This window comes from Pseudomonas sp. FME51 (assembly GCF_014897305.1).
The window spans coordinates 81,769-108,460 of the sequence record NZ_JABUYN010000001.1; the positions used below are offsets into that span (position 1 = coordinate 81,769).

26 protein-coding genes and 2 pseudogenes are annotated in these 26,692 nt (G+C 37.3%); 17 read left to right on the top strand and 11 right to left on the bottom strand.

Going from position 1 to position 26,692, the window contains the following annotated elements:
• Positions 1-145: 145 nt before the first annotated feature.
• On the bottom strand, positions 146-988 hold the full coding sequence (locus INT39_RS00415) for a MurR/RpiR family transcriptional regulator (protein WP_193016547.1): 843 nt from the start codon (positions 986-988) through the stop codon (positions 146-148).
• Positions 989-1,339: 351 nt separating this feature from the next.
• On the opposite strand from INT39_RS00415, the gene zwf reads away from it, so the two are divergent.
• The 4 genes and pseudogenes from zwf (at position 1,340) to INT39_RS00435 (ending at position 5,396) form a co-directional block, all read left to right on the top strand.
• A complete protein-coding gene (zwf, locus tag INT39_RS00420) occupies positions 1,340-2,815 on the top strand; it encodes a glucose-6-phosphate dehydrogenase (protein WP_193016548.1) in 1,476 nt (491 codons plus the stop codon).
• A 576-nt stretch (positions 2,816-3,391) separates the two neighbouring features.
• A pseudogene (gene mdtJ / locus INT39_RS00425) lies at positions 3,392-3,727 on the top strand (multidrug/spermidine efflux SMR transporter subunit MdtJ); the annotation flags it as partial.
• Between the two features lie 107 nt (positions 3,728-3,834).
• Entirely contained in the window at positions 3,835-4,167 is a 333-nt protein-coding gene (gene mdtI, locus INT39_RS00430; protein WP_193016550.1) for a multidrug/spermidine efflux SMR transporter subunit MdtI, read from the top strand.
• Between the two features lie 251 nt (positions 4,168-4,418).
• Positions 4,419-5,396 (top strand): lysozyme inhibitor LprI family protein, encoded by a 978-nt coding sequence (locus INT39_RS00435; protein ID WP_193016551.1) that lies wholly within the window; start codon positions 4,419-4,421, stop codon positions 5,394-5,396.
• A 53-nt stretch (positions 5,397-5,449) separates the two neighbouring features.
• Here INT39_RS00435 and INT39_RS00440 read toward each other — a convergent pair whose 3' ends face one another.
• Complete coding sequence (locus INT39_RS00440; protein WP_193016552.1) at positions 5,450-5,794, bottom strand: RidA family protein; 345 nt, start codon at positions 5,792-5,794, stop codon at positions 5,450-5,452.
• Positions 5,795-5,883: 89 nt separating this feature from the next.
• Here INT39_RS00440 and INT39_RS00445 point away from each other — a divergent pair, with 89 nt between their 5' ends.
• The 5 genes from INT39_RS00445 (at position 5,884) to rnd (ending at position 12,504) form a co-directional block, all read left to right on the top strand.
• Positions 5,884-7,821, top strand: coding sequence for an ATP-dependent DNA helicase (locus tag INT39_RS00445; RefSeq protein WP_319021302.1), 1,938 nt, complete (start codon positions 5,884-5,886; stop codon positions 7,819-7,821).
• Between the two features lie 92 nt (positions 7,822-7,913).
• Positions 7,914-8,615: a tRNA (adenosine(37)-N6)-threonylcarbamoyltransferase complex dimerization subunit type 1 TsaB gene (gene tsaB / locus INT39_RS00450; protein ID WP_193016554.1), complete on the top strand. Its 702-nt coding sequence runs from the start codon at positions 7,914-7,916 to the stop codon at positions 8,613-8,615.
• Between the two features lie 86 nt (positions 8,616-8,701).
• Positions 8,702-9,298, top strand: coding sequence for a Slp family lipoprotein (locus INT39_RS00455; protein WP_193016555.1), 597 nt, complete (start codon positions 8,702-8,704; stop codon positions 9,296-9,298).
• 300 nt (positions 9,299-9,598) lie between these two features.
• Positions 9,599-11,287 (top strand): long-chain-fatty-acid--CoA ligase FadD, encoded by a 1,689-nt coding sequence (gene fadD / locus INT39_RS00460; protein ID WP_193016556.1) that lies wholly within the window; start codon positions 9,599-9,601, stop codon positions 11,285-11,287.
• A 98-nt stretch (positions 11,288-11,385) separates the two neighbouring features.
• On the top strand, positions 11,386-12,504 hold the full coding sequence (gene rnd, locus INT39_RS00465) for a ribonuclease D (RefSeq protein WP_193016557.1): 1,119 nt from the start codon (positions 11,386-11,388) through the stop codon (positions 12,502-12,504).
• A gap of 318 nt (positions 12,505-12,822) precedes the next feature.
• Here rnd and minE read toward each other — a convergent pair whose 3' ends face one another.
• The 3 genes from minE to minC are packed head-to-tail and all read right to left on the bottom strand — an operon-like array spanning position 12,823 to position 14,632.
• Positions 12,823-13,092: a cell division topological specificity factor MinE gene (minE, locus tag INT39_RS00470; protein WP_193016558.1), complete on the bottom strand. Its 270-nt coding sequence runs from the start codon at positions 13,090-13,092 to the stop codon at positions 12,823-12,825.
• Between the two features lie 3 nt (positions 13,093-13,095).
• Positions 13,096-13,908, bottom strand: a complete 813-nt coding sequence (minD, locus tag INT39_RS00475; RefSeq protein WP_193016559.1) for a septum site-determining protein MinD — start codon at positions 13,906-13,908, stop codon at positions 13,096-13,098.
• A 22-nt stretch (positions 13,909-13,930) separates the two neighbouring features.
• On the bottom strand, positions 13,931-14,632 hold the full coding sequence (gene minC / locus INT39_RS00480; protein ID WP_193016560.1) for a septum site-determining protein MinC: 702 nt from the start codon (positions 14,630-14,632) through the stop codon (positions 13,931-13,933).
• 127 nt (positions 14,633-14,759) lie between these two features.
• Between minC and INT39_RS00485 the strand changes: the two genes are divergently transcribed.
• The 4 genes from INT39_RS00485 to INT39_RS00500 are packed head-to-tail and all read left to right on the top strand — an operon-like array spanning position 14,760 to position 17,391.
• Positions 14,760-15,053, top strand: a complete 294-nt coding sequence (locus tag INT39_RS00485) for a YcgL domain-containing protein (RefSeq protein ID WP_226944449.1) — start codon at positions 14,760-14,762, stop codon at positions 15,051-15,053.
• Positions 15,054-15,077: 24 nt separating this feature from the next.
• The gene (locus INT39_RS00490; protein ID WP_193016562.1) at positions 15,078-16,205 is read left to right on the top strand and encodes a lytic transglycosylase domain-containing protein; all 1,128 of its coding nucleotides are present in this window, start codon (positions 15,078-15,080) and stop codon (positions 16,203-16,205) included.
• 49 nt (positions 16,206-16,254) lie between these two features.
• The gene (locus INT39_RS00495) at positions 16,255-16,911 is read left to right on the top strand and encodes a fumarylacetoacetate hydrolase family protein (RefSeq protein ID WP_193016563.1); all 657 of its coding nucleotides are present in this window, start codon (positions 16,255-16,257) and stop codon (positions 16,909-16,911) included.
• Between the two features lie 36 nt (positions 16,912-16,947).
• A complete protein-coding gene (locus INT39_RS00500; RefSeq protein WP_193016564.1) occupies positions 16,948-17,391 on the top strand; it encodes a YcgN family cysteine cluster protein in 444 nt (147 codons plus the stop codon).
• A gap of 61 nt (positions 17,392-17,452) precedes the next feature.
• On the opposite strand, the gene INT39_RS00505 is transcribed toward INT39_RS00500, so the two are convergent.
• The 5 genes from INT39_RS00505 to INT39_RS22760 form a co-directional block, all read right to left on the bottom strand.
• Positions 17,453-18,328: a PhzF family phenazine biosynthesis protein gene (locus tag INT39_RS00505; RefSeq protein WP_226944451.1), complete on the bottom strand. Its 876-nt coding sequence runs from the start codon at positions 18,326-18,328 to the stop codon at positions 17,453-17,455.
• 131 nt (positions 18,329-18,459) lie between these two features.
• A complete protein-coding gene (gene fetB, locus INT39_RS00510; RefSeq protein WP_193016566.1) occupies positions 18,460-19,233 on the bottom strand; it encodes an iron efflux ABC transporter permease subunit FetB in 774 nt (257 codons plus the stop codon).
• Between the two features lie 51 nt (positions 19,234-19,284).
• Positions 19,285-19,935 (bottom strand): iron efflux ABC transporter ATP-binding subunit FetA, encoded by a 651-nt coding sequence (gene fetA / locus INT39_RS00515; RefSeq protein WP_193016567.1) that lies wholly within the window; start codon positions 19,933-19,935, stop codon positions 19,285-19,287.
• Positions 19,936-20,136: 201 nt separating this feature from the next.
• Positions 20,137-21,057 carry an acyl-CoA thioester hydrolase/BAAT C-terminal domain-containing protein gene (locus tag INT39_RS00520; protein ID WP_193016568.1) on the bottom strand — a complete coding sequence of 307 codons (921 nt, stop codon included), beginning with the start codon at positions 21,055-21,057 and terminating at the stop codon, positions 20,137-20,139.
• A 132-nt stretch (positions 21,058-21,189) separates the two neighbouring features.
• Positions 21,190-22,104, bottom strand: a complete 915-nt coding sequence (locus INT39_RS22760; protein WP_193016569.1) for a helix-turn-helix domain-containing protein — start codon at positions 22,102-22,104, stop codon at positions 21,190-21,192.
• Positions 22,105-22,194: 90 nt separating this feature from the next.
• Here INT39_RS22760 and INT39_RS00530 point away from each other — a divergent pair, with 90 nt between their 5' ends.
• The 4 genes and pseudogenes from INT39_RS00530 to INT39_RS22895 all read left to right on the top strand — a co-directional run bounded on the left by INT39_RS00530 (position 22,195) and on the right by INT39_RS22895 (position 25,477).
• Positions 22,195-22,815 (top strand): TetR family transcriptional regulator, encoded by a 621-nt coding sequence (locus tag INT39_RS00530; protein WP_193016570.1) that lies wholly within the window; start codon positions 22,195-22,197, stop codon positions 22,813-22,815.
• Positions 22,816-22,881: 66 nt separating this feature from the next.
• Positions 22,882-23,358: an NUDIX hydrolase gene (locus INT39_RS00535; protein WP_193016571.1), complete on the top strand. Its 477-nt coding sequence runs from the start codon at positions 22,882-22,884 to the stop codon at positions 23,356-23,358.
• Positions 23,359-24,427: 1,069 nt separating this feature from the next.
• Positions 24,428-24,631: pseudogene (locus tag INT39_RS22890) on the top strand (HAMP domain-containing protein); the annotation flags it as partial.
• A gap of 15 nt (positions 24,632-24,646) precedes the next feature.
• Complete coding sequence (locus INT39_RS22895) at positions 24,647-25,477, top strand: methyl-accepting chemotaxis protein (RefSeq protein ID WP_413468896.1); 831 nt, start codon at positions 24,647-24,649, stop codon at positions 25,475-25,477.
• Positions 25,478-25,565: 88 nt separating this feature from the next.
• Here INT39_RS22895 and INT39_RS00545 read toward each other — a convergent pair whose 3' ends face one another.
• Positions 25,566-26,564, bottom strand: a complete 999-nt coding sequence (locus INT39_RS00545) for a 2-hydroxyacid dehydrogenase (protein WP_193016573.1) — start codon at positions 26,562-26,564, stop codon at positions 25,566-25,568.
• Positions 26,565-26,692 lie beyond the last annotated feature (128 nt).

Sequence of the window (26,692 nt, forward strand, 5' to 3'; positions counted from 1 at the left end):
AACGCTTCAAGCTAATTGTAACATACACTACTGTTTTCATTATATGCGAGAGTTAGCTCGCAGATATGCTACCATTTTTCAAAAAGTTATCTAGTCAAGGGCACAATAGGAAGTGTGACAATACTAACAGAATAATTAAAAACGATTACTTATCAAACCGTGAATCACGTAATGCTTCTTTGACGCGCTTCAAGTTATCTCTGAATTTAGGACCTCGGCGTAAAATAAATCCTGTCGCAAGAACATCAATGACGGTGAGTTGTGCAAGGCGGGAAATCATCGGCATGTAAATATCAGTATCTTCGGGGACGTCGAGTAAGATTGATAAGGTCGCTTCAGATGCTAACAACGAACCCGGAGTTGTTATCGCAATAACCGCAGCATCATTTTCGCGTGCGATTTTAGCTATTTCGACTAAATTTTTAGTACGCCCAGTATGTGAGATAATCACCACTACATCACCATCTGTACTATTGATACAACTCATTCTTTGCATCACTACATCATCAAAATAAGTCACCGGAATATTAAAACGAGAAAACTTATTCATGGCATCGTGAGCCACTGCAGCAGATGCACCTAAGCCGAAGAAAGAGATTTTTTTTGCTTGTGTTAAAATATCAACCGCGCGATTAATGACAGCGATATCAATATTATTTTTAGCATTTTCTAATCCTGCCATGGCGGATTCAAAAATTTTATTGGTATAAGAAGAAACAGTATCAGAATCATCGATATTACGATTTACATAAGGTGTGCCATTGGCAATGCTTTGTGCTAATTGTAATTTAAAATCAGGAAATCCTTTTGTTGCCATACGACGGCAAAAACGATTAACAGTGGGTTCGCTGACATCAGCTGTTTTCGCCATCAAGGCAATACTAGAGTGGATAACAGTTTGTGGTGCAGTTAAAACAGCCTCTGCCACTTTTTTTTCTGATTTACTCAAGATGTCCAGATTAGACTGAACCCTTTCCAATATATTCATCAAATATACAGATCCTTGGCTTTGCCAATTTCAATAAAAGGAGAAATCTATAACGGTTTTATGAAAATATACTACGCATAGAACAAGGCTTGCAGTGTAAACCATCGGTAAACAGGGCTTTTTTCGTTAAAGTATGACGTGTGTCTAACTTTCAAAGCTGAAAACAAGAAACAAAACTGTTGTAAAGTTACAAGAAAGAATAAAACACTAGACATAAAATGAAGCATTACAATATGTGTGATAAGTTAGAGACTAAAATGTGCGAGCGTATTTACTGAATACACCCAAAAGAGTACATTAACACAAAATTCTGTAACAAAATTACAAAATCTCATCATGAGGAGACGTACTATGGCAGCGATATCGACTGCTCAGGCCTGTGATCTGGTTATCTTCGGCACGAAAGGGGATCTCGCGCGCCGTAAGCTTATTCCATCATTATATCAATTGGAAAAAGCAGGGTATATTCACCCTGACTCTCGTATTATTGGCGTTGGTCGTGCCGACTGGGATGCTGAGGCCTATAAAAATGTTGCCCATGAAGCGCTACAAACCTTTTTAAAAGAAGAAATCAATCCTGAAATTTGGCAGCGTTTAAGTGATCGCTTAGATTTTTGTAATCTTGATGTTAATGAAACAGACCATTTCATTGAGCTATCAAAGCACCTAAAACAAGACAAATTACCCGCTATTTATTACTTTGCAATGCCACCAAGTACCTTTAGTGCTATGTGCAAGGGCTTAGGTCATGCAAAATTAAATAAAGAACCTAACCGTGTCGTGATGGAAAAACCATTAGGCACAGATTTAGCATCTTCAGTTTCTATTAATGATAGTGTGGCGAAATACTTTAAAGAGAGTCAAATTTATCGTATCGACCACTATTTAGGCAAAGAAACAGTTTTAAATTTATTAGCATTGCGTTTTGCTAACTCCCTATTTGTTAACAATTGGGACAATAAAACGATTGATCATGTCCAAATTACCGTTGCTGAAGAAGTCGGTATTGAAGGACGTTGGGGATATTTTGATCAAGCAGGGCAAATGCGCGATATGGTGCAAAATCACCTGTTACAAATTTTGACCATGATTGCGATGTCGCCACCGGCTGATTTGACTGCTGACAGTATTCGCCAAGAGAAAGTGAAAGTATTACGTTCATTGCGCCGTATTGATAATACGAATATTCGTGAGAAAACGGTTCGTGGGCAATATACAGGTGGTTTTGTACAAGGTAAAAAAGTACCGGGTTATCTTGATGAAGAGGGTGCCAATAAAGCCAGTCATACAGAAACCTTTGTAGCCATCCGCGCTGATATTGATAACTGGCGTTGGGCTGGCGTTCCGTTCTATTTAAGAACAGGTAAGCGTCTACCAAGCAAATGTTCTGAAGTCGTCGTTTATTTTAAAAAACCAGCATTAAATATCTTTAGTGAGACATATCAAGAGTTGCCACAAAATAAGCTGACGATCCGTTTACAGCCAGATGAAGGCATTGATATCGAAGTACTGAATAAAGCACCAGGTCTTGATCATAAACATCGTTTACAAACGACAAAGCTGGACTTAAGTTTCTCTGAAACATTCAATCAAACACATTTAGCGGATGCTTACGAACGTTTATTGTTAGAAGCTATGCGTGGTATTCAAGCCTTGTTCGTACGTCGCGATGAAGTAGAAGAGGCATGGAAATGGGTTGATTCAATTATCAATGCATGGGAATGTGATAATGAATTACCTAAACCATATCAAGCAGGCACATGGGGCCCAGTAGCTTCTGTTGCTATGATCACTCGCGATGGTCGTTCTTGGAATGAAATTGAATAATTAATGTCGATTATTTATTCTCATGAGAAAACACCCAGTTATGCTGGGTGTTTTTGTCTCAACTAAATATCTTTAAGCATAATTACAGCAATTTAGATGAATAAAACTACTGAAGTATCGTAAAACTACTGATTAACTATGCAATCTGATTTTAGTTAGAAACTAAAACTTAAACAAAACCAATCAATTAACTAAAAAATTTTTCTTCAAAAGCATTGCTTTAAATAATTTGGCGTGATAGAAATATCATGTAATATTTAACCATCTTATATGAGGATTCGGAGTATATCGTGCGGATGGTCTGTGCGATGAAAGAATAAACAATCATGACTAGCGCCAAAAGCGTCAAAGTTAAACGTTCTACCTATAAGTTATTCCTCTCTGCTATTTTATCCAGCGAACACTACTGGTGTGGCGCATTATAGAAATCTCTCACCTTAATTCCTGACGCAATCAGGAAATGACGTTGCCTTAACGTTCGGCTTTTATTGCCGCCAGAAAGACTATCTACCTCTTCTCTATCTTCTGCGCAAGAAACGTTTTGGCGTATTTCGAATGTGTATGAGAGATGAAAAAATGATTTATTGGATATTTTTAGCATTAGCTATTGTTTGTGAAGTTATCGGTACTTTATCGATGAAGTACGCCAGTGTAAGTGGTGGTTACACCGGTATGATAGTGATGTGGTTTATGATTGCCACTTCCTATATCTTTTTAGCCATTGCCGTTAAAAAAGTGGCATTAGGTGTAGCATATGCACTGTGGGAAGGTATTGGAATTGTCATTATTACGACATTTAGTGTTCTGTGGTTTGGTGAATCACTTTCACCATTAAAATTAGGTGGTCTAGCGATGTTAATTGCTGGGATCACGCTCATCAAATCAGGGACTAAAAAATCGGCAGTTGCGAAGAAAACAACCGAGTCGGTGAAAAGTATTGCAGGTAAAGCCAAGCACGTTGCGAGTGCCGTAAAAGGAGCGAATAAGCCAATTCCTGCCAATATCAAGGAGGCTTAATTATGTTAGCTCAATTTGAATGGTGGCATGGTGCGTTTCTAATACTGGCGGTTGTGCTTGAAATCGTAGCGAATATATTCTTAAAAATGTCTAACGGCTTTAGCCGAATGAAATTAGGAATATTATCACTAGTTTGTGTGTTAGGTGCCTTTAGTGCGCTGGCAATGGCAGTCAAAGGGATAGAGCTTTCAGTTGCTTATGCACTTTGGGGAGCATTCGGTATTATTGCAACTATCGCCGCCGGTTGGATTTTATTTAATCAGAGACTCAATTATAAAGGATGGGGTGGAATTATATTATTACTGGTTGGTATGGTAATGATTAAATTTGCCTAAATCTACTTAATGTAATGAATAAGTAAAGCAATAAGATTAATATCACAGTAAAATTAGAAAACAACAAAGGGCCGAGTTTTTCTGAACTCAGCCCTTTGTTTTATACTTAAGATATTATTGTTCTATTTTTTGAGTCAAAATTGTGTTTCTGATATCAGTTAAATAAAGTGAAATTAAATATATTTAATATAAAATATATTTAACTATTTTTTCTTTAAAATATGATTGCTTGAGATTATCGGAAAATGACAATGAAACTGAAATATATCGCTTTATGCTTACCTTTATTATTAACAGCGTGTGGTGAAAAAACGGAACCTATTGGCTGTTCTTCAGATGTAACACAAATTTCCCTTATTGAGGCATTGAAAAAAACAACATTAGAAGAAATCTCTCGCCAGACAAGTCATTATTCTGATGTCACAAATCAATTAAAACGGACAACATTAGAAGAAATTAGTTTTAATGTGTCTGAAATAATGACTAAAGCGAATGACCCTAATAGTACGATGAAATCATGTTCTGCAATGGTGTCAATGACCATACCTGCCAATAATTATGAAACATTACATGATTATTATCGTACTGAATTCAATAGTAATCTTGATAAAACCCTTGAAACCTTATCATTAGAGCAAAATGCGAATACTTTCTCTGCGAGAATAGATTATAGTGCTCAACCAACCGATGATAATAAAACAGTATTTGTCAATATTGCCTCAAAAAATAGTATTTCAAATGGTGCTGCGTTTGTTTCTACGTTATCTATAGTCAAACCGATTAAAGAACAACAAAGAATATTGCAACAACAGCAAGAACAAGAGTTACAAAAGAAACAAGAAGAACTTCGCCAACAGCAAGAATTAAATCGTCAAAAACAATTATTAGATCAACAAGCAGAACAAGAATCACAACGTCAGCAGGCGTTAGAACAACAAGAAGTTCGTCGTCAAAGACAAGCCTTGCAACAAGAAGAGCAAGAAATACCACAACTTTCACTTTCTCAAGCAAAACAAGATTTTCTTTCTGCAGATGCTGAATTAAATAATAGATGGCAAAGTTTAAGTAGTGAACAAAGAAAAGCTTTATTATTAGGTCAACGCCAGTGGATAAAAAATAAAGATCTTATTTGTGGGAAAGTGACGTCTCAAGGTAGTGATGCTGAATTGGCAAAGATATATAATTGTCATGCGGAAACAATAAAAAATAGAATTCCTGATTTGAAATAAATTTCATAAATAAAAATTTAGCACCTAAAGTATAGGTGCTAAATAAAGCTTATTTACATTGCCGCAATAATTTTAATTTCAACTTTATATTCAGGGTGCATTAATTGTGCTTGTACAGTACAACGAACAGGGGCGCTGCCTTTAGCAACCCAAGCATCCCATGCTTTATTCATGCCCTCAAAATCGGCTTTATCTGCTAAAAAAAGTGTAGCATCAAGAATTTTCGTTTTATCAGAACCCACTCGTTGTAATAAAACATCAATTGCCGCTAATGTATCTGCTGTTTGTTCAATAATATCGCCTGATAAATTTTCGGGTACTGCAGTGTAATAGATAGTGTCATTATGAATAACAGCTTCAGACCAGCGATCTTCAGGGTCGATACGTTTAATTGTCATTGAGTTCTCCTTTGTATTAACGGCATAGGTGGTACTTTTAGTTATCCACTGGCATAATTTACGTCTTATTTTATAAAAAGAGTATGCCTGTGTCAGACGATTTTGCAGAAAACGGGATTTTAACCCGAACGATCCCTGGATTTCATCCCCGTGAAGCTCAACGACAAATGGCGAAATCAATAACGGATATTATTGACAAGCAGGGCGTACTTATCGCGGAAGCAGGAACGGGAACAGGGAAAACCTATGCCTATCTTGTACCCGCGTTGCGTTCAGGTAAAAAAACCATTATCTCAACAGGCTCTAAAGCCTTACAAGATCAATTATATAGCCGTGATCTCCCCACGATTATTGAAGCGATTAATTATGAAGGTAACACAGCCTTATTGAAAGGGCGTTCTAACTATCTCTGCTTGGAACGACTTGATCAACAAATGCTTAGCGGTGGTGATCTTGACGCTGAAGTCTTATCTGATGTGATGTACGTGCGTCAATGGTCAACACAAACCGAAGATGGTGATGTTAGCCGCTGTCATAGTGTTGCTGAAGATAGCCGAGTTTGGCCTTTAGTGACGAGCACTAACGATAACTGTTTAGGCAGTGATTGTCCTCGTTATAAAGAGTGTTATGTTTTAAGTGCACGTAAAAAGGCAATGGATGCGGATATTGTTGTTGTGAATCACCATTTATTTATGGCGGATACCGTTGTTAAAGACACGGGCTTTGGTGAGTTAATCCCTGAAGCAGAAATCATGATCTTTGATGAGGCTCACCAAATTCCTGATATTGCCAGTCATTACTTTGGTCAGCAACTGACCAGTAGGCAGCTTTTTGATCTTGCAAGAGATATGACGATTGCTTATCGCACAGAAGTAAGAGATCAAGTTCAGTTACAAAAAAGTGCTGATAGATTAATGCAAATGGTGATGGATTTTCGCCTAGTGCTAGGTGAAACAGGCTATCGAGGAAACTTACGTGAGCTATTGCAAGGTGGCGAAACAAAACGTTTTCTTACGTTACTGGATGATGCCTTAGAATTGAGTTATGACGTAATGAAACTCTCATTAGGGCGAAGCCAATTACTTGATAGTGCTTTTGAACGTGCTACCGTTTATCGCAATCGCTTAAAACGCCTAATTGATACTACAATACCTGGCTATAGTTATTGGTTTGAAAGCTATGGTCGTCATTTTTTATTAGCCATTACACCTCTCTCTGTTGCTGATAAATTTCGTGAATTGATTAAAGCACATAAAAGTAGTTGGGTATTTACTTCAGCAACACTCTCTGTGAATGAGAAAATGTCTTATTACACAGATAGGCTGGGTTTAGAGAATGCTACAACACTGATTTTAAACAGTCCGTTTGATTATCAACATCAAACGTTATTATGTGTACCTCGTTATCTCCCCCCGTTAAATCAATCCTATACTGCGAAGCGTCTCGCTGAAATGCTAACGCCAGTCATTCTAAAAAATAAAGGTCGCTGTTTCTTTCTTTGTACCTCGCATGCCATGATGCGCGGGCTTGCTGAAGAATTTAAAGCCAGTTTGCCGTTACCTGTATTAATGCAAGGTGAAATGAGTAAAACACAGTTACTGCAAAAATTTGTCTCATCTGGTAATGCACTTTTAGTTGCTACGCAAAGTTTTTGGGAAGGGGTCGATGTGCGTGGTGACGCACTGTCTTGTGTGATTATTGATAAGTTGCCGTTTACTGCCCCTGATGATCCATTACTAAGAGCACGTATCGAAGATTGTGAATTACGAGGTGGAGATGCTTTTCGAGATGTACAAATTCCGGATGCCGTTATTAGTCTAAAACAGGGTGTCGGACGATTAATCCGTGATGTACAGGATTACGGTGCGATTATAGTTTGTGATGATAGATTGGTTTCTCGCGCTTACGGCGAAGTTTTTTTAAGTAGTTTACCGCCGTCACCACGTACTCGTTCACTTGAAAAAACAATGAAATTTTTGAGCCAACGCGCACCGCATGATGAAACACAAGAAATATCTGCGTCATAATAGCGATCGCACAGAATGTGTGTTTATTCTGTTGAACACTATTATGATATTATTCTTTCTCTTTTAATTATCGAATTTGCCGGAGTTATGGCGTGTCACTGCGAATTTTAGCAATTGATACTGCAACAGAATCTTGTTCAGTTGCAGTTTGGAATGAAGGTGTTGTTGCTTCACGTTTTGAAATCTCACCTCGTGAACATACACAAAAGATTTTACCTATGGTTAAAAATGCTTTACAGGAAGCAAATTTAACATTGCAATCATTAGATGCAATTGCGTTTGGGCGAGGACCTGGCAGTTTTACTGGGGTTCGTATTGGCGTAGGTATTGCACAAGGTATTGCGCTAGGTGCTGAATTACCTATGATAGGAATTTCATCACTTGCCACTATGGCCGAAGGCGTATTGAGAACAACGGGTATTAAACAGGTTCTTGTTGCAATAGATGCGCGTATGGGCGAAATTTATTGTGCACAATATCAGTGCGACGATGCAGGTGTATGGTCTGGTGAAGAAACGGAAGCCGTAATGAAACCAGAACAATTTGTAGACGTATTGCAATCAACCTCTGGGACTTGGGCAATTGCAGGTACAGGCTGGCAAGCCTACCCTGATTTAAAAGAAACGTTACCTTGTACGATTGTTGACACTGAAATTACGTTACCTGCAGCACAAGATATGTTACCCCTTGCCGTTACCGCTTGGCGTGAGGGCAAAGCAACAAAAGTTGAAGAGGCTGAACCGGTCTATTTACGTAATGAAGTCACGTGGAAAAAATTACCTGGGCGTGAATAGAGTGTGAGTATCTATTAGAATCCGAAGAGTGAGGCTATAATAGCACTATAGAGTAACGTCAATAATGACTTGCAATGAGGTGGTTTATGAACAGACAATTAAACTATCGTTTGGTAAGCAAAGCGCTATTTTTGTCTGGTGCGTTGCTTCTAGCCGGATGCGTCTCTATACCTGAGTCAATAAAAGGCACATCAGCTACACCCGTCACTGATCTAAATGGTGTTTTTGTGGCCCCAGAGCTTTATGTCGGTCAAGAAGGACGTTTTGGCGGACGTGTGATTGATGTTAAAAACCTTCAATCATCCACACAGCTAGAAATTGCGGTTATGCCTCTTTCTCAATACGATGCAGCACCTGAGTTACAGCAACCTTCTGTCGGTCGCCTCTATGCTAATGTCACGCATTTTTTAGATCCTACAGATTATAAAAATCAGTATGTAACCGTGGTCGGAACGATTAAAGGCGTCGAAAACGGCAAGGTAGGTGAAGCTAACTATCCATTTTTACGCATGGATGTAACAGGGATGAAACGCTGGACATTGACACAACAAGTTATTATGCCAGCACCTGTTATGACATGGGGTTACTATGGTGATGGTCCATATTGGGGTTATCATCATGGGTATGGTGGTTACGGTGGGTATCCTTACGGAACAGGTCAGGTTGTACCCATTTTAGAATAAAAAATGGGGTTTTGATTTAATGACGTTATAATATTTTATCTCCATTTGTTTGAATCGGTGTATAATTAAAACCTATAATATATTAGGTAACTATCTAATAGAGTTATTAAAGTTGAATAAAAATTAAGAGAGGGCGGTTTTTACCGCCTTCTTTTTTGTTAGCCTAAAAATAAAATATTTAGTGACACACTTCGCATCTTCACAACAGAAAATTGTTTGTGCTGGTAGGATGAGTTAATACTTTGTTAAAAATGAAACATAATATTAACCCGAGAAGTGCGATTAATCAGGAGTACTACTTTGGAAAAAGTCTGGCTTAAACGTTATCCGGCAGATGTTCCGGCTGAAATTGACCCGGACCGTTTTGCATCCCTTGCTGAGATGCTTGAAAACGCTGTCGCAAATTACGCAGATCAACCCGCCTTTATCAATATGGGCGAGGTCATGACTTATCGCAAACTTGAAGAGCGCAGCCGTGCTTTCGCCGCTTACTTGCAAAATGGTTTAGGGTTAAAAAAAGGCGATCGTGTTGCCTTAATGATGCCTAATTTATTGCAATATCCTATTGCGCTTTTCGGTATTCTTCGCGCAGGTATGGTTGTGATAAATGTGAACCCACTTTATACACCAAGAGAGCTCGAACATCAGCTAAATGACAGTGGCGCAAGTGCTATTGTTATTGTCTCTAACTTTGCGCATACACTCGAAAAAATCGTCTTTAATACCAGCATTAAACACGTTATTTTAACCCGAATGGGTGATCAGCTATCACGCCCAAAAGCAACCTTAGTTGATTTTGTTGTGAAGTATATCAAACGATTAGTGCCTAAATATAATTTGCCTGATGCTATTTCATTTCGTCGAGCAATGCATTTTGGTTATCGGATGCAATATATCAAACCGGAGATCACTGGGGGCGATTTAGCATTCTTACAATATACTGGGGGTACAACAGGAATTGCTAAGGGGGCTATGTTAACGCATCGTAATATGTTGGCAAATCTTGAACAAGCCAAAGCCGCTTATGTGCCCGCCTTAAATGTAGGTAAAGAGCTGGTGGTAACTGCATTACCGCTGTATCACGTTTTTGCTTTAACCGTTAACTGTCTGTTGTTTATTGAAGTCGGGGGTAAAAACCTACTGATCACTAACCCTCGTGATGTTAAAGGTACGATTAAGGAATTATCACGTTACCCTGTCACGGCAATTACAGGTGTGAATACCTTATTCAATGCATGGCTACAAAATCCAGAGTTTCGCCAGCTTGATTTTTCTAAACTTAATCTTTCTGTCGGCGGCGGTATGCCTGTACAACGCAGCGTAGCTGAAGAGTGGGAAGCATTAACCGGCAAACATTTGTTAGAAGGTTATGGGCTAACAGAATGTTCTCCTCTGGTCACTGGAAATCCGTATAATCTAAAAAAATACAGTGGCAGTATTGGATTACCCGTACCTTCAACGGACGTCAAGTTTATGGATGATGAAGGTAATGAGGTTGACCGTACTGTAGGCGGCGAAATGTGGGTTCGTGGACCTCAGGTCATGAAGGGGTATTGGAACCGTCCTGATGCAACTGATGAGGTTTTACATGATGGTTGGGTTGCGACGGGTGATATTGCGACAATGGATGACGAAGGCTTTATTCGTATCATTGATCGTAAAAAAGATATGATTTTAGTGTCAGGTTTTAACGTCTATCCCAATGAGGTTGAAGAGGTCGTTACAGCACACCCTAAAGTTTTAGAATCCGCGGCAATTGGTGTACCGAGTAAAAATTCAGGTGAGACAGTTAAAATTTTTATCGTGAAAAAAGATCCTTCATTGACAGAAGATGAAGTGAAAACTCACTGCCGTCGCTATTTAACAGGTTATAAAGTTCCCAAGATTATTGAGTTTCGTGATGAGTTGCCAAAGTCAAATGTGGGTAAAATTTTACGCAGAGAGTTAAGAAATGAAGAAAAACAGTTGAAAACATCAACTGAATCTTGATACAACACTCAATAACCTTTTTCAATTTCGCCGGTTTACACCGGCGTTTTTGTGATTACACAAAAAGTCATTAGACATAAAAACAAGAGAAACCTGTTTTGAATTATCAATTGATTACGACAGACACTGCATTAGATATCGCCTGTAAAGCCGCATCACTGGCTTCACAAATCGCCTTAGATACAGAGTTTGTCCGCATACGCACCTATTACCCACATCTTGGTTTAATCCAGATGTATGATGGTCAACAGATCTCTCTTATTGATCCGCTTGCAATCACTGATTGGACTCCTTTTGTTGAGTTATTAATGAACCCAAATATCATGAAATATCTCCATGCGGGGAGTGAAGATATTGAAGTGTTCTCACATCAATTTGGTTGTGTCCCAACACCAATGATAGACACTCAAGTTGTTGCCGCCTTTTTGGGATATCCTATTTCTTGTGGTTTCGCAACATTAGTTGAGATATATGAAAATATCGCATTAGATAAAAGTGAATCTCGAACAGATTGGTTAGCGCGCCCATTAACTGAAAGACAGTGTCAATATGCCAGTGGTGATGTTTTCTATTTACTTCCATTAGCTAAAAAATTAATTACAGAAGCCGAAGATGCTGGTTATATGGATGCGATTGCTGATGAATGCGAAATGATTGCAGAACGTCGCCAAGAGACAGTTATACCTGAGCTTGCTTACCGTGAAATTAGTAATGCTTGGCAATTAAAAGGCCAACATTTAGCCTGTTTACAAATGCTTGCACAATGGCGCTTAAATCAAGCTAAAGCCCGTGATATGGCATTAAACTTTGTTGTAAGAGAAGAGCATTTATGGGCTGTTGCACGTTATCTTCCTTCTTCATTAGCCGAATTAGATGCCTTGTCGCTATCGGGACAAGAAATTCGTTGTCATGGACGCCGCTTACTCGATTTTGTTGCTAAAGCTAAAGAAGTAAAAGATGAAGATTGTCCTAAGCCGATTAGCAATATAATTGAACAACCTAATTATAAAAAAGCGTTTAAAGCCATCAAAACGGTTATTCAAGAAATCAGTGAAGGTCAGCGTTATAATCCTGAACTATTAGCCTCAAGAAGACAAATTAATCAGCTACTGAGTATTCACTGGAAAATAAAGGAAGGGCAACCCGAACTTATTTCACGCTGGCGTAAAGCATTATTAGAAGAAAAAGTGACTGAAATCTTGGCTGAATATCCTTAGTTTTATTAATTATCTAATACCCGAAATTAAATAGGAGTCTCTTTAGAGGCTCTTTTTTTACACGCAAAAAAATCGCCTATAAAAAATAGGTGAGATTAGAAAGGGGATGAAATAGATTAAGGGTAAAAATAAACGTTATTACAGAATAAAAGAGCTCCTTTGACTTATCACCAATGATTAAAATAGCAACGAGATATAGCGCTATTTGCGCATTCAGGTCTTTCGTATTTGTATATAATTAAACACAGAGCCAATCAAATTAGTTATAGTTCATGGCTGGCTCTGTGAATAATGACTGATATAAAGTGTCAATGTGATTTACTTTGTCGGTTCTTCGTTTTCAGGTAAAGTCACATTGAGTTCTAATACAGAGATATCGTCCCCTTTTTGTTCAAATTGAACAGAAAGCATCTCTGGATCTATCTGTACATATTTACAGATAACAGCTAATAAATCTCTTTTCATATCAGGTAAATAAGCAGGCTCACTATCACCACGGCGACGTTCTGCTACGATAATTTGTAGACGCTCCTTGGCAATATTAGCTGTCGATTTTTTACGCGACAGGAAAAAATCTAGTAAAGCCATCTTTTACCCCCCAAAAAGGCGTTTCAGAAAGCCTTTTTTCTCTTCTTCAATAAAACGGAATGGATGTTCTTCACCTAACAAACGATTTACGGTATCTGAATAGGCTTTACCTGCATCAGATTCGCTATCTAAAATAACAGGTTCACCTTGGTTAGATGAACGTAAAACAGATTGATCTTCGGGAATAACACCCAAAAGTGGAATGCATAGAATTTCAAGGACATCTTCCATACTTAACATATCACCACGGCTTACACGGCCGGGATTATAACGTGTTAATAAAAGATGTTCTTTTATTGGGTCTTGACCACGTTCAGCTCGACGTGACTTAGAGGCAAGAATGCCTAAAATACGGTCGGAGTCACGTACAGATGAAACTTCAGGGTTTGTTGTGATAACTGCTTCATCTGCAAAATAAAGGGCCATTAATGCACCGCTTTCAATACCCGCAGGCGAATCACAAATAATAAAATCAAATCCCATTTGATCGAGTTCATCTAATACTTTCTCTACACCTTCACGGGTAAGAGCGTCTTTATCTCGTGTTTGTGATGCAGGGAGAATAAATAGATTTTCTGTGCGCTTATCTTTAATTAATGCTTGATTTAAAGAGGCATCGCCCTGAATAACGTTAACAAAATCATAAACAACTCTACGTTCACAACCCATGATAAGGTCTAAATTACGTAACCCAATATCAAAGTCGATAACAACCGTCTTATGACCTTTTTGAGCGAGGCCGGTAGAAATGGCCGCGCTGGAAGTTGTTTTACCAACCCCACCTTTACCTGACGTAACAACAATAATGCGTGCCATGGAGTGATTCCTTGTCGATGCTCTAAATTAAGTTCTCGATTGTTAATTCATTCTCTTGCAAACTAAGTTGTACAGGCTGACCAACAAAGTCTGTAGGAATTTGGTCGCTTAGCCAATATTGACCAGCAATGGAAACAAGTTCAGCAGACAGATGTGTACAAAAAATATGGCTTTCTTTATCACCCGATGCACCAGCAAGCACACGTCCACGTAACACACCGTAGATATGCACATTGCCATCAGCAATCAATTCAGCGCCAGCACTCACATTACTAATTACAACTAAATCGCTATTTTGAGCATAAATGCGCTGACCCGAACGTACAGGGGTATGGATGATTTTTGTTCTTTGGCGCACAACTGTCGGTGCTTCATCCGTTTTATCGGTATTTTCCTGAGCGGTTGGCTTAACTATTTTACCTTCATTTAAGATAGGTAACTGTGCGGCAATTATCGCTTCTTTCTGTTGCGCGTCTGAACTACCACTAATTCCCACGACTCGTAAGCCAGCATCTTCTACAATTCGCCTCAGTTTTTTAAAATCAATATTTTCATCTGCCAAGGCAGAGACATTGATAACTACAGGCGCATTTTTCAGAAATTGAGGCGCTTGTGCAATTTTTTCTGAAATCGCCTGACGAATAACCTTCGGTGTTCCATCATTTAAATGGAGTACTGAAAGGGTAAAATTACTGCCTTTTAACTCAATGGGCGTATTTGACATCTATCTGACTCAGTAAATTTTTTATAATCTGGCACAAAAAACCAGAGACGATATTACGAAAGTATATAAGCATGTTATATTTACTAAAATATTCAGGCAAGTCGCTTATTTTAATAATTAGAGTTTAATGAAAATGATTTGTGCAATTTACCGTAGTACCAAACGTGATCAAACTTATTTATACATCGAAAAAAAGGATGATTTCTCTCGAATTCCAGCCGAATTATTACAAAGTTTTGGCGAGCCTCAATTTGCAATGTTGCTAAACCTCGCGGATAGACAGCGTTTAGCGCATGCTGACATTGAAAAAGTCAAAAAAACGTTAGTTGAACAGGGTTTTTACTTACAAGTACCACCCCCTGTCGAAAGTCTGTTAAATGTTTATTTAGATGAATTAAAAAAATCAGAAAAAACTGAATAAATCATCGAGATAAAAGGAGCATAAATGTTCAAATATTCGTTCATCGCTGTGATTGTTTCTGGATTAATGTTATCTGCATGCACTAATAGCCAGCAAAAATTGGCGGAAAGACAAATTAAAGTCCCAGACTCAACCATACTTGAAACACAAAAAACGCCTCGATGGAAACAAGTGGATGTTTCATCATTAGAACAAGCCTTTCCTAAAGACACTCGTATCCCTGCACAATTTCCGGCATATGTTGATGCATTGAAATTGAAAGCCGCTCAATTAGGGTATAAGCAAGAAACAATAGATTTTGCTTTTTCAGAAGCACATTTTATTGAACGAGTGATTAAATCAGACCGAAATCAACCGGAAAAGAAAATCACACTTGATGTTTACCTTCCCCGTATTGTCACTAATGGACGCTTAAATCAAGGGGCTACGCTATATCAAGAAAATCAAGAAACCCTAACGAAAATTAGCAATAAATATGGTGTGCCAGCAAGCTATATTGTTGCTTTATGGGGACTCGAAAGTGGTTTTGGCAAAGTGCAGGGAAAAGAAGATGTTGTCTCTGCCCTTGCAACGTTAGCATTTGAAGGCCGCCGAGAAGAACTATTTTCACGTCAATTAATGGCAGCGCTTGAAATTATTGAAGAAGGATATTTACCTCAAGGACAACGCCTGAAAGGTTCTTGGGCAGGTGCGATGGGACAGACTCAGTTTATGCCTTCTTCTTTTCTCACTTACGCTGCAGATGGCAATGGTGACGGGAAAATCGACATTTGGAACACGCGTGAAGATGCTTTTGCTTCTGCGGCTAATTATCTCGCCACAGAAGGCTGGAAAAGTGGACTTCCTTGGGGAGAACAGGTTACTTTATCGGTAGATTTTAACCAGCAGCTTGAAGGTATTAAGGCCGAGCAACAAAAAACAGTGGCTCAATGGAAAGTATTAGGTGTTCAATTACCTGTAAATAGCGTATTGAGTGATGATATGCCTGTATGGCTAATAATCCCCGATGATGATTTGCACAGAAGCTATTTAGTGACACAGAACTTCCGCACGATAATGCATTGGAACAGTTCTTATTTCTTTGCCCTTAGCATTGTCACAATGGCTGATGGCGTTGCTAATAAAATAAATACACTGCCTAACGCGGGTTAGTCGCATTGCAGTGAAAAAAACACAGCAATTTACCTAAAAGGAACACATTATGTATCAACATCGTGATTGGGAAGGTGCATTACTTGATTTCCCTGTCAGTAAAGTCATTTGCGTTGGTAGTAACTATGCAAATCATATTAAAGAGATGGGATCTGTTCGCTCGGAAGAACCCGTCATTTTCATCAAACCAGAAACTGCTATGTGTGATATCCGTCAACCGATTGCTATTCCTAAAGATATGGGTGCGGTTCATCACGAAATCGAATTAGCCGTATTAATTGGTCAGCCACTTAAGCAAGCGAATGAAGATAGGGTTGATCGTGCAATTGCAGGTTTCGGTATTGGTCTTGATCTTACTTTACGTGATTTACAAGGTAAATTGAAAAAAGCAGGACAGCCGTGGGAAAAAAGTAAAGCGTTTGATGGCTCTGCACCATTATCCGGTTTTATTCCTGTTAATTCATTTGGTGACCCGCAAAACGCAGATTTAATGTTACGTGTTAATGACGAGATTCGTCAGCAGGGCAACAGTCGTGATATGCTTACCCCTGTTTTACCCCTTATCAGCTATATGTCTCGCTTTTTTACCCTACGTCCAGGTGATGTGATTTTAACGGGAACACCTGAAGGTGTGGGTCCTCTAGAATCTGGTGACATGTTGGTATTAAGTGTTAATGAGCATCAGCTGACAACGCGGGTTATTTAATTCGTATCAGATGAGCAATAAGGTAATAACGTAGAGATGACACAGGCTTTTTGGCAGACTAAAACACTAGATGAAATGAGTGATGATGAGTGGGAGTCACTCTGTGACGGGTGTGGGCAATGTTGTTTACACAAGTTAATGGATGATGATACTGACGAGATATATTTTACTAATGTCGCGTGTAATCAACTCAATATTAAAACCTGCCAATGCAGTAATTATGAAGATCGTTTTCGTTATGAGCCAGATTGTATCAAGCTTACAAGGCATAATTTACCAACATTTGAGTGGTTGCCAATGACATGTGCATATCGTTTGTTAGCAGAAGGCAAACCGTTGCAAAATTGGCATCCTCTTATTGCGGGTAATAAGGCTAAAATGCACCAAGGTAATATTTCTGTAAGGTATATTGCGGTGCCAGAAACGGAAGTTGAAGATTGGGAAGATCACATTCTTAATCGTCCAAAAGGACGTGGTTAATTAGAACCAAATTATTTTCCCTATCTAATCATTAAAAGCCCTTTTCAGGGCTTTTGTCTATTTAAAGCCTAATTACGTTGGTTCCGAACAGTGCTGCTTGTCCACCAACACTCACGCGGCTAATTTTTTGTGCGTGTGAATCAATAATCACTTCAAGTAACGATGAGCATCCCATTGCCCGCCCTTGTTCAAATAAGAAATGCGTTTCATTAGGAAAAACATAATTAACTAAATAGCAGCCTAATGCCCCGCTAGAGCTTCCTGTGGCAGATTCTTCATTTATGCCGTAAAGTGGCGCAAAGTTCCGGCAGTGAGCCGTAATAGTGGCCTCATGACTCAATTCAAACACGTGAAAACCAATAGTATTGAATTCACGACTTAGATTGGCAATCGCATCAAAGTTGGGTTGTAAAGTATCTAGCGAGCCTGATTGCACAGGAACAAGGATATCGTGTAAGCCTGTTGAAATAATCGTAATAGGCAAGCCAGTTTCTTCAATAACATTACGTTGTACACCAAGCGCTGTGGCAACATCATCAATGTTTGGGCCTTGTCGCATAATAGGGAGAGTTTGCTCCATAATAATACTTTGTGGGCTCACTGCGACGTTTAGAATACCCGCCTTTGTTTTTTGCGTGTAATTACCTGCGCTAATGATATTAAGTGAAGCCATAGTAAAAAAAACGGCTAATGTTGCGTGACCACAAAAATCGACTTCACCTTCTGAGGTGAAAAAATCCACTTTAAAATCAGTTTGCTCACCCGCATAAACAAAAGCTGTTTCAGAAAATCCCACTTGGCGTGCAATCTCTATTTTTTGTGTATCACTTAAATTAGGTGCGTTAAGAACGACGCCTGCAGGATTTCCACCCAAAGTATTTCGGGTAAAAGCGTTCACAAGGTGCACTGTTATTTCGTGTTTTGTATTGTTTTGCATCTTTGTTCTCATGTTTGGTTTTATTAATCACTGTAATAAAGTCATTATTTACGCAGGCATACTAATACTAATACTAATAATAAAAAGGTCACTAGAGACGTGACCTTTTTATTTGTCTATTTGATTAATTATTAATGACTATCAAAGTTAATCAGTTGATGACGTTGATTGAAAAATTTCTTATAGGTTAAATAGCAAGCAATAATTGTTGAAATACTTGCTGTCGCCATCAACATAAAAGTCACCATAATTTGATATTTAACCGCTTGTAGCGGGTCAACGCCAGCAAAAATAAGCCCTGACATCATACCTGGTAAACTCACTATACCGACCGTTTTTGCTGCATCAACTGTTGGAATTAATGAGGATTTAATACTATCTCTGATAATACTCATAGAAGCTAATTTAGGTGTAGCACCGAGACTTAACATCTCTTGTAGTTGCTGTTGCTGACTTTGAAAACGTTGCCCTAAATGATTATAACAAAGTCCTGTCGCTATCATTGCATTACCTGCAATCATTCCAGTTATAGGGATAATCTGAATAGGGGTAAATGCAATAGAGCTAGTGAGTAATAAAATCGTTAAGGTTAATAATGCCCCAGTTGTAATAGCGGTAAAAGAGATCAGAAAAATATCTTTAACATATTTACTGCGTTTTTTGGCATTATGCGCCGCGTTATAGCAGATAAATAGCACCATCAAGAAGGTGAGAATAAAATGGTCAACATGGAATATATAGGTTAAGACATAGCCAACGATTAAAAGTTGGATAATGGCTCTGGCGGTACTCCAAATAATATCTTTTTCTAAAGAAAGTTTTTCTTTACGGCTAATAAGAATGGCCACAAGAACTAATAAAAGAGAGAAAATAAGAGATTCATTACTTATCGTATGTTCGTTCATAATATTATGTTCGCTCATAACAAAGGGGTGACTGATAAAGAAATAAAAAATCTAAGCATCATGATGAGAGGGTAATTGGATCACATCATCAGCATGTTTGATTTCATTTTGATCGTGAGTGACCCATAAAACGGCTAGTTTTTGCTCTTTTACATAGTGGTGAATAATATCATTCACTTTTGTTTTATTATCTTCATCTAATGCGCTGGTTATCTCATCGAGTAATAAAATTTTTGGCATAAATTGTAAATTTCTTATTAATGAAATTCGTTGTTTTTCACCGCCCGAAAGCTCATTTATTCCTTTTTCCATAATAGATGATGGCAAGCCGAAATAATCTAAATCCTGTGTAAGTTTTTTATTATCCACAGAAACTTTTCGTAAGAAATAAGGAAATTTAAGATTGTCGTAAACGGTTTCACCAAACAGCATTGGTGTTTGTGTACAGTAAGACACTTGTTGGCGGTATTCTTCGGGTAAGAGCGTTAAATAATCTTTATTTTCAAAGAAAATGGAACCGCTGGTGGGTGATAAGAGAGACGAAATAAGTTTAAGTAAGGTGCTCTTACCACAGCCTGAGGGGCCTGTGATAAGTTTAAATTCAGAAGGTTGAAGTTGAACGTTGATATCATTAAGGATAGTTTTATTGTTGATTCGATAGCCTATATTATTAAGGCGTAAAAGTGCCGTTGTGTTTTCCATTCTTATCCCAAATTTAGAAGAGAGAATAACTATTATTATATAGAAATAACGATATAAAGATCCTGCTTTAAATCAGCTAGTAAGCTATTTTATTACCTTCTAAGTATAGGTGAATAAAAAAATGAATGAATAAAAAACCACCCTAATTTTAAGTAATAAAAATAAATTAGTTAAAATATTTATCTGTTTTTTATCAGTAAATTATTTTTCATTTCGAGTATACCACTGATGTATATCGCTGATTATTTGGTTTGTCAGGCGCTCACCTTGTTCATTATAAAATCCATGGTCTAATTTATCGTATGTTATAAATTTCACATTAGTCTGAGTAATGTTTTGACTTAGTTGGCGAAAAGAATCTACATTTACGTTCGTGTCATTGAGAGTTTGAATAATTAGAACGGGCGTGTGTTGATTGCTTTGAATGACTTTAAGTAAATCGACAGCAAAAAATTGTTGCCACCATATTTTACTGTGCTCGCTTATAAATTGTTCACCATCAATTTGGTTGTTTTTTATTGCATCAGCAAATTGCTGAAAACTATTTAGTGCATCTTCAACATGTTCTTTAGGCGTAGTATGGCGAATATTATAAAGTACATCATCAAGAAAAAAACGACCTCCACCATTTAATGCAATAGCCGCTTTAATATCATTGCGCTTAGCCACGACTAAATGCACCATTGTTGCACCTTCACTTCCACCAATTAAAATAATATTTGGATACTGTGAAGATAATTTATCTAAAACTACGCCATAATCTTCTGCTCTTTGAGAGGGATTATCATGAAGCATATAGCTTTTAGGGCAATCGGTACGTTCACCTTCATAGCGTGAATAAGGCAATTGGGCTGTAATTCCGTATTTTTCTACCATTAAAATATCACTGTTAGGCAGCCATTGACCAAACGTTTCTTGGATAAATGCGTTATTTTTAATGCTATTACAATCAGAACCTTGCATTAATACTAATAATATTTGATTTTTTTCAGCACGTTTATCTAAATAATAATGTATTTTACTTCCATCTTGGCGAGATAAGATATGCGTTGAAATATCAGCATAACTTGTGAAAGAAGACAATAAAAAAGTAGAAAGTAAAGCAAGGGATGAAATGCGCATGGTAACCTTATTAATTTTTATAGAGATACATAATAGGTGATTTAAATTAAGTATAACTTTTTAAATGAGTACAGTTTCTTATAAAAATAAAGGATAAAAAGCCTGAAATATTCAGGCTATCTAGTACAGTTATCAGTGAATTGGAACGAAATAATCTATTTCCAAGGTTCTTGGTAGTTCCATTAAATCGACGTCAGTTTCTATACTGATATATTTTTCAATATCAGCACCTAAACGGCGACATAACCCTAATGCAGGTAGTGTATAAAAATAGATTTTTATCGCAAATTGTTTATATTCTTCTAGTGTGCCTTTAAATTGAAATCTAACATAGCGCCCTGATTCTATTGTTTTCTTTCTAAAACCACTGGTTTTTGTAAAGTGATTTAAGCTATTCAAACCAATTTCATAGTCAATTTGGATTTTATTTTTGCGTAATGTATTTGGCTGATATGAAATAAGCACCGTACTTTCTGTAAAGTTTTTATCAGTATACAACAGAAAATCATTCCAGAATTGATGACGAATATCTTCATGTAATTTACCAATATCCTCGATAGAACAAAAATATTGGTACTGCATACCATAAACATAACTTTCTGGCAGTTCCATAATTTGAGGAATAGGTAAGTCTGTGACATCAAAATTAATCGGTGGTTGAAAGTTATCTCCACAAAGATTATCAAGCTTACGATATTCAGTGGGTGTGACGCCGAATGTTGCTTTAAAACGACGAGTGAAAGATTGTTGAGAATCAAACTGATAACGCAATGCCACTGTAAGAATAGGTAATTTAGTTAATCGTAATTCTGTCGCCGCTTTTGTTAAGCGTCGCCCACGAATATATGAAGCCAATGTTAAACCAGTTGCTTGCTTAAATACTCGCTGTAAATGCCATTTTGTATAACCCGATTTAATTGCAACATCATCAAGTAGCAACGGTTTTTCCAGATTTACCTCAATCCAGAGAAGAAGCTCTTTGATAATGTCTATATTAAATGCGGATAAGGTATTAGAGGGAGCAAACCCATTGTACGGAGATGACATGATAATTTCCTGAAAATATTTTGTTCAGTTTACACAAAACTGATACCCATATATTATTACATACTTATGGTATGTTTTAAGGGTTTTATCATGAAAATAAAATCACGGCAACAAGAGAATTCAGAGCAAACACGCACTGCACTACGTGAAGCTGCACAAGAACTATTTATAAATCAAAACTATTGTGATGTTTCTGTCGATGAAATATCACGTCATGCAAGAGTCACTAAAGGGGCGTTTTATCATCACTTTAGTAATAAGAAGGCATTGTTAAAAGAGTGCTATCTTTTTCAAGTTGATAAAGTAGTAGAAAAACTCATTAAAATTCCCCCTTATGATGATAAGTGGCAAGAACTTGAGGCTATTTTTAGTTTTTGCGTTGATCATATCTATCAACATAAAGATACGCTTATTCCGTTACAAGAAATTATTTCAGTGTTAGGTTGGAAGGAGTGGGATGAAATTGATGCACAAATTCTTATTCCTCGAATTAAAGCTTGTGTAGAGACTCTGTATTCTAAACAAGAAATTTGCACTTATTCTCCTGATATAGTCGTTAATTTAATTTATGGTTTTGTCACACATATTGCGATTAACTTAAAAAATGAAGCAACATTACCTGAAAATGCGTGTAAGGATTTTAAAACAATATTTTCTGATTTTTTAATGGGTATAAAACAAGCATCAATAAATGCAAAAGTGAGTATATAGCACAAAAAATATGACAACTTGATGTACATTGAAACCTAATGAGTAAGACATAAGGAGAATGATGTTATGACAATTGAAGTCCCTAAAAGCCATTTCACTGCAACAGGTATTGTATTTAATGAACAAGGAAAATTTCTTTTACATTTACACCCAAAAATAGGATGTTGGCTACCACCAGGTGGGCATATAGAAGAAAATGAAGAACCACAAAATGCGGTATTAAGGGAAATAGAAGAAGAAACAGGTCTATTGTGTGAGTGTCTTTGTTATCAACCTGAATTTAGCCTTAACCTAGCTAACAATGAAGTTATTGAGCTTGTAAAACCCCTCGCCATATTAAAAGAACCTATCCATGATAAAAAACAAGGATTTCATTATCACATCGATATGATTTATCTTTGTAAGCCGTTAAAAAACAGCCAATTAACAAATAAATCTTTCCAATGGTTTTCTTTAGATGAAATTAAAATAATAGAAACACCACTGAATGTGATAAGACTTATTGAACTAACCGAAGCATTACTAATAAAAGAAAATATTTAGGTTTCTTAATAAAACTAAATTAATCTTAATAAATGGATAAGAAGGGCAGTTTTAAGAAACTGTCTTGTTTTTATCGGAAATAAATGATTATCAATCTTTGGTTGGAATTAATATTGTAATTAAATAAATTAATGTTAATAGGTGTATATACTTAATAAAGCGATTAAATATAATTAAATGAAAAACTGTAAAAACTAAAAAATAATTAATAAATTATCTTTTTATGAGTAAAATCAGCATCACCGCAGGATATTATAGAGATAATTTACATCTATATAGATAAAACAATCGTTTATTTTGTAAATGAAAAATGCTTTTCACTGCGCTCTAAAGTTTTCCCTCATTATTACCGACATTATAAGCAAAGGCAGATCTTACTTGCTTTTATATTCTAATGAATAAATTTTAGCCTTATTTTTATTGACACCAGGGGATCTACTCTTTGCTAGTGAAAGAGTGCATTTCGATATCTTACAAATGTGCAGATAAAAAATTCTGTATATTTTGATGGAATATGACCATGTTTAAAAATATCAGTATAGAAAAGACCGTTAAGGTCATGCTGGCCATTTTATTTGCGTTGATTATGAGTATTATCTATTTTAGTTATGATGCTTCCAGTCGCTCTTATAATAATTTCGTTTCATCAAATAGCCTAAGCCAGCAAATGCTACTTATGGGCAAAGCTCGATATCAAATGGCCGTGATCAGGGCAAATATTAATGGTTTAGATGGGCAACTGAGGGTGAACGAAAAACCATCTGCAAAATATTTTCATCAAACAGCCGAATACATTGAAATTACACGTGAAGAAATTCACCGCTGGGCAGACGCTGAAAAGCTGACGATGGAAGGGCGTGAATTGGCAGATGATATGACAAAACGCTTTGATGAATTACTTGATATCTTTACTGGTGCACTAGAAAGATTACGCCGAGGTGAACTCACAACACATTCTGCCAGTGTGAAAATGGATGAGTTAAACGACATTACCATGCAATATTATGCTGTTGCGAATGGTATCGAAAATAGCTATATCGATATTGCTAAAATATCTCAAGAACGTTTGATGATAGTGTCAATTACGACGGGTATTATCGTTATCCTGTTATTTATCTTTATATTACGTTGGTTCTCTCATACGTTTATTGGCAATATCAAGATACTCATCAATATCTTTAGTAAGATGAGTCAAGGTGATTTAAGCATGCGAGTAGAAGATCACGGTAATAATGAGTTTGGTCAATTATTCAATGAAATGAATAAGATGAAAAATTCATTAAGCCATATGATTTCTTCTGTTAAAAATGCGGTTAATACTATCAGCGTAAGTGCTAGTGAGATTGCGACAGGAAATACAGATTTATCGTCTCGAACGGAAGAGCAAGCCAGTGCACTGCAAGAAACGGTAGCTAGCATGGAACAAATTAAAACAACCGTTGAGAAAAATGCGGATAACTCTCGTGAAGCAAGCAAATTAGCACTAACAGCAACAGCATCTGCTCAAAACGGCGAAAATGTGATGGATAGCGTGGTAGAAACCATGTCTTCAATCTCTGAAAGCGCGAAGAAAATTGCAGACATCAATGACATTATTAACAGCATCGCCAATCAAACGAATATTCTGTCATTGAATGCGGCAGTTGAAGCGGCAAGAGCAGGTGAGCAAGGTAGAGGATTTACTGTTGTGGCATCTGAAGTGCGCAGTTTAGCGAGTCGTAGTGCGGAAGCTGCGAAAGAGATCAATGATTTGATCACACACTCTGTTAATAAAGTACATGTTGGCTCTCAGCAAGTGGCTCAAGCGGGTCGTTCGATGTCAGAGATCGTTACAACTATTAATCAAGTAAATGATTTTATGCAACAGATCGCCCTGGCTTCTAATGAACAGAGTATGGGGATTAATCAAATCGCATTAGCTGTTAGTGAAATGGATACCGTAACCCAGCAAAATGCGGCATTGGTTGAAGAATCAGCCACAATTACAGCCAATATGGATGATGAAGCACACCAATTAGCTAAATTAGTGTCACAATTTAAAGTGGATGAAGATAAAGACGTTTTTTCACGCTTTGATGGAATAAAAGGCACAGAAGATACCGATATGCAAGCGAAGTAAGCATCACTTATCTTATTGAAAAATTAGCCCCCTTGGCTTATATCATCGCGAAGGGGGCTTTTTATTACATTAATTCTGAATGTTTAAACTATGCTTTTATTTGATTAATAGATGTATTACTAGAGGCAATATCTTTAATATTGTGCAGTGTTGTCTCACTAATACTGATTAATGCTTCTTCTGTTAAGAAAGCTTGATGGCCAGTAAATAATACATTATGACAAGATGAAAGGCGGCGGAAAATATCATCTTGAATAACGTCATTGGATTTATCTTCGAAGAACAGGTCTCGTTCATTTTCATAAACGTCCATGCCTAATGCGCCAATTTTTCCTTGTTTTAGGGCATTAATTGCAGCCGCTGAGTCAATTAAAGCGCCGCGGCTAGTATTAATGATCATCACACCATCTTTCATTTGAGCAAACGCATTTTCATTTAATAAATGATGATTGTCTGCCGTTAATGGGCAATGTAATGAGATAACATGTGAGTTTGCATATAACGTTGCCAGATCAACATATTCAGCACCCAAATCAAGTACGGCTTGGTTTGGATACGGATCATACGCAAGCAGTTTCATACCAAAACCTTTTAATATGCGTAAAGTTGCTAATCCAATTTTACCTGTGCCTATAATACCAGCAGTGCGATTATGCATATTAAAGCCGGTCAGGCCTTCTAATGAAAAATTGGCATCACGAGTACGTTGATAAGCCCTGTGTATGCGACGATTTAAAGAGAGCATCATCCCAACAGCGTGTTCTGCAATAGCTTCTGGCGAATAAGCAGGAACACGAACAACCGTAATACCGAGTTCAGCCGCTGCGTCTAAATCAACGTTGTTAAATCCCGCACAACGTAATGCAAGAATACGAATGTTAAGGCTAGCCAGTTCTTGTAAAACAGGGCGGCTTGCATCGTCATTGACGAAAATACAAACCGCGTCAGCACCAACAGCATTTTTTGCAGTTTGTTCTGTTAAATTAAAATCGAAATATTCAATATCATAATGATATCCATTATGCTGATTGACCCATTCCATGTGCTTACGATCATAATGTTTAGTACTATAGGAAACGATTTTCATCCAGTTTTCTCTACTCTCGATTAAATTTTTGTTCAGGGACTGGAAAAACAAGAATTATCCAGCCCCAATATGAAAGGAATTAATATTATCATTATAAACAATTTAATGAGGTAAGTGGATGATTGAGA